The organism is Streptomyces niveiscabiei (genome assembly GCF_001419795.1).
GTDB lineage: Bacteria > Actinomycetota > Actinomycetes > Streptomycetales > Streptomycetaceae > Streptomyces > Streptomyces niveiscabiei.
The window spans coordinates 1-3229 of sequence record NZ_LIRL01001191.1; the positions used below are offsets into that span (position 1 = coordinate 1).

2 protein-coding genes and 1 pseudogene are annotated in these 3229 nt (G+C 74.5%); all 3 read right to left on the minus strand.

Features of this window, described 5'->3' with window-relative positions; all coding sequences use genetic code 11:
- Positions 1–1409: M48 family metalloprotease (locus AOK24_RS41910; RefSeq protein WP_055725123.1), on the minus strand; the 1409-nt coding region annotated here is incomplete at its 3' end.
- Positions 1410–1730: 321 nt separating this feature from the next.
- A complete protein-coding gene (gene purD / locus AOK24_RS41915) occupies positions 1731–2984 on the minus strand; it encodes a phosphoribosylamine--glycine ligase (protein WP_055725124.1) in 1254 nt (417 codons plus the stop codon).
- A gap of 97 nt (positions 2985–3081) precedes the next feature.
- Positions 3082–3229: pseudogene (locus tag AOK24_RS51905) on the minus strand (DNA polymerase III subunit gamma/tau); the annotation flags it as partial.

Sequence of the window (3229 nt, forward strand, 5' to 3'; positions counted from 1 at the left end):
GGCTCCGGCTCCGGCTCCGGCGCAGTGGTACGGGGGGACTGGTCAAGGTCGGTGCCCTGGGCATCGGCGTCCAGTGCAGGTTCGGTGCCTCGCTCACCGGCGCCTTGCCCCGCACCGGCGTCCCGCTCGCCGGACCCCGTCCCCAGCTCGCCCTCCGTCAGATGTTCCAGCACCCGCGCCAGCGTCGGTGCGTGTGTTCCCGGGGTTCGGCGTACGCCCATCGCGTCCAGGGTGCGGTGCAGGCGGGCCGCGTCTGTGCGCCATTTGCGGTCCACGACTTCGTCGGGGTAGTCCTGCCAGGTCACCGGGGACCAGTCGGGGCCCGGTTCGGTGGGGCCGCCGTGGAAGAGGTGGGCGGCGAGGAGGGAGGTGGCCTCGTCGATGGTGCCGGGTTCTTCGAGGAGGTCGCAGGCGGGGCGTTCGCCGAGGCGGGAGGTGAAGCCTTCGGCGAGGCGGTCACGGCGGGAAAGTTCGGTCAGGGCGGCTACCACGCCCGCGTCGAGGCGGGACGGCCAGCGGCCCATGCGCCACGCGGGGAGCGCGACCCGCGTCAGCAGGCGGTCCCAGCCCGCGTACGCGAGGCCGACCTGTTCCTGCGCGACGATCCGCAGCCCGTAGTCGACGTTCTGGGCGCGCTCGGCGGCGGCTGCGGCGACGCCCCGCTCCATCTCCGCCGCGTGGACCCGGCAGCCGCGCAGCAGGAGCCGTACGACGTGTCCGACGCCCGCGAACAGCACGCGGGGGGAGCGGCCGGCGGTGACGGCGACCGCCGCGTCCAGCCCGCGCACGAAGCGGCGGGCGGCGGCTATGTCGGGGTGGGCGGAGGGCCCCGTACCGGCGACGACCGGCGCGAGGACCGCGCGGAGTTCGCCGACGCGCATCCACCACAGGAAGGGCGAGCCGATGACGAGGACCGGCGCCGCCGCCGTACGCCGATGAGGGGCGCCGGGGTCGGCGACCTCGTCGCGCCGGACGGGCTGGGGCGTGCCGTGCGCGCGGTGCGTGCGGTCCTCGAGCCAGCTGTCGCAGTCCGGCGTCAGGGCTATCGCGGAGGGCGCGGGGACGTCGAGCCGGTCGGCGAGGTCGCGGACCAGGCGGTAGAGGTCGGGCGCCGCGGACTCGGGGATCGGGACCGTGGGGCTGAGCGCCGGGCGGGCGCGGGCGACGAGGAGCGCGATCCCGGCGGCGGCGATCAGGACGACGACGGCGACGCCGGAGACGATCCAACGGGCGAGGTCCCAGCCGGGGCCGACCAGGTGGCCCGTACCTCCCCCGGCCAGCAGGATCACCGCCGCCGCGGCCGGCAGCAGGGCCGCGCCGAGCGCGCGCCCGCGCAGCCGCAGGACCGCGAGGGCCCGGGCGCGCGCGGCCCGCACACCCGCCTCCACACCGACCGAACCGCCGCTCATGCCCGCATCACTCCCCCTCCCGGCTCGCTCGCTTCCGCCTGCCTCTGCTCACTCCCCCACTGTGGCACCCACCACTGACACCGCAATGCCGGTGGGCCAAGTGCCGGAACCTCGGCAGGCGCCTGAACACATGGGCCGCACCCTAGTTGGGGCGGGCAGCCCCGTCAGCCGGATGGCCCGACGGTCACTCGATGGAATGGCTCTGGGGAGAGGTGGCTGACGTGATCACGAGGTCGGCTGACTGATTTCCGGGGGCGCGGACAGCGAAAGGGCCCCGTATCCACAGACGGATACGGGGCCCTTCGGGTTCAGTCGGCGCGCTCAGGCTTCGGCCGCCGCCTTCGCCGCGATGTCCGTGCGGTGCTGGGAGCCGTCCAGGGTGATGCGGGAGATCGCCCGGTAGGCGCGGTCGCGCGCGTGCGTGAGGGTGTCGCCGGTGGCGGTGACGGAGAGGACCCGGCCGCCGGCGCTGAGGATGTCGGCGCCTTCACGCCGGGTGCCGGCGTGGAGGACGTACGCGTGCGGGGCGTCCTCGGCGGTGACCTCTTCGAGGCCGGTGATCGGGTCGCCCGTGCGGGGGGTGCCGGGGTAGTTGTGGGAGGCGATCACCACTGTGACCGCCACGTCCTCGCTCCAGCGCAGGGGGGGCAGGTCGGCGAGGGTGCCGTTCGCTGCGGCGAGCAGGACGCCGGCCAGGGGGGTCTTGAGGCGGGCCAGGACGACCTGGGTCTCCGGGTCGCCGAAGCGGGCGTTGAACTCGATGACCCGTACGCCCCTGCTGGTGATCGCGAGGCCCGCGTACAGGAGGCCCGAGAAGGGGGTGCCGCGGCGGCGCAGTTCGTCGACCGTCGGCTGGAGGACGGTGTCGAGGACCTCTTGGACGAGTTTCGGGTCCGCCCACGGCAGCGGGGAGTACGCGCCCATGCCGCCCGTGTTCGGGCCCTCGTCGCCGTCCAGGGCGCGCTTGAAGTCCTGCGCGGGCTGGAGGGGGACGACCGTCTCGCCGTCCGTGATCGCGAAGAGGGAGACCTCCGGGCCGTCCAGGAACTCCTCGATCACGACCCGCTCGCAGGCCGCCGCGTGCTCCTTGGCGACGTCCAGGTCGCTCGTGACGACGACGCCCTTGCCCGCCGCGAGGCCGTCGTCCTTCACGACGTACGGAGCGCCGAACGCGTCCAGCGCCTCCGCGGCCTCCTCCGGGGTCGTGCACACGTAGGAGCGGGCCGTCGGGACGCCCGCGCCCGCCATGATCTCCTTCGCGAACGCCTTCGAGCCCTCCAGCTGGGCCGCCTCCTTCGAGGGGCCGAACACGGGGATGCCCGCCGCGCGTACGGCGTCGGCGACGCCCGCGACCAGCGGGGCCTCCGGGCCCACGACGACCAAGTGCGCGTCCAGCTTCTTCGCCAGCGCCGTCACCGCCTCGCCGTCCAGGGCGTCGACCTGGTGCAGCTCGGCCACCTCCGCGATGCCGGCGTTGCCGGGGGCGCAGGCCAGGTACGTGACGGCGGGGTCGAGGGACAGGGAGCGGCACAGGGCGTGTTCGCGGGCGCCGGTGCCGATGACTAGGACGTTCACGGGAGTCAGCGTAACCGCTGAACGCCGGGGGTCGAGGGGGCTGTGCGTTCCTCCAACACCGGCCGGGGAGTGGGCGGCTTCCCCCCGGCGGGGTCCCTTACTCGTTCGTGAACTCCTCCATCACCGTCGCTCCCAGCTCCCGCACGATCAGCTCGTGGCCCGACAGGGCCGACTCGTTGAGGTCCGGGTCGTCGTCCTCGGGGACGTCGTCCTCGGGGGCGACGATGTCGTGGACCGGGGGCGGG